Origin of the sequence: Arthrobacter humicola (assembly GCF_022803015.1) — a bacterium.
In the GTDB taxonomy this organism is placed as follows: Bacteria; Actinomycetota; Actinomycetes; order Actinomycetales; family Micrococcaceae; genus Arthrobacter; species Arthrobacter humicola_A.
In genome coordinates this window covers 1-228 of the sequence record NZ_JAFKON010000080.1, presented here as the reverse complement: position 1 = coordinate 228, position 228 = coordinate 1, and the positions used below count along the sequence as shown (strand labels likewise).

General features: G+C 71.9%; 1 protein-coding gene. It reads left to right on the top strand.

Annotation, left to right across the window (positions count from 1 at the left end; all coding sequences use genetic code 11):
- Window positions 1-228, top strand: a 228-nt coding sequence (locus tag ARTB_RS21515; RefSeq protein WP_243182291.1) for a hypothetical protein, incomplete at both ends; no start/stop codon positions are given.

The following is a 228-nucleotide window of genomic DNA, read 5'->3' as shown; positions in this document are numbered from 1 at the left end:
GGTCCAGGCGCGGACCGCGACGAAGAACCAGCTGCTGGGCCAGCTGGACCGGGCCTTCCCCGGGCTGACGCTGGTCCTGCCGGACGTGCTCGGCACCAAAGTGGGAAGGCTCATCGCTGCTGAATTCACCGACCCGAAGCGGCTCGCCGCGCTGGGCACCGCCCGGTTCATCCGGTTCGCCGCCGTCCGCGGCCTCCACGTTCGGCAGCCGCTGGCCGAACGGCTCGT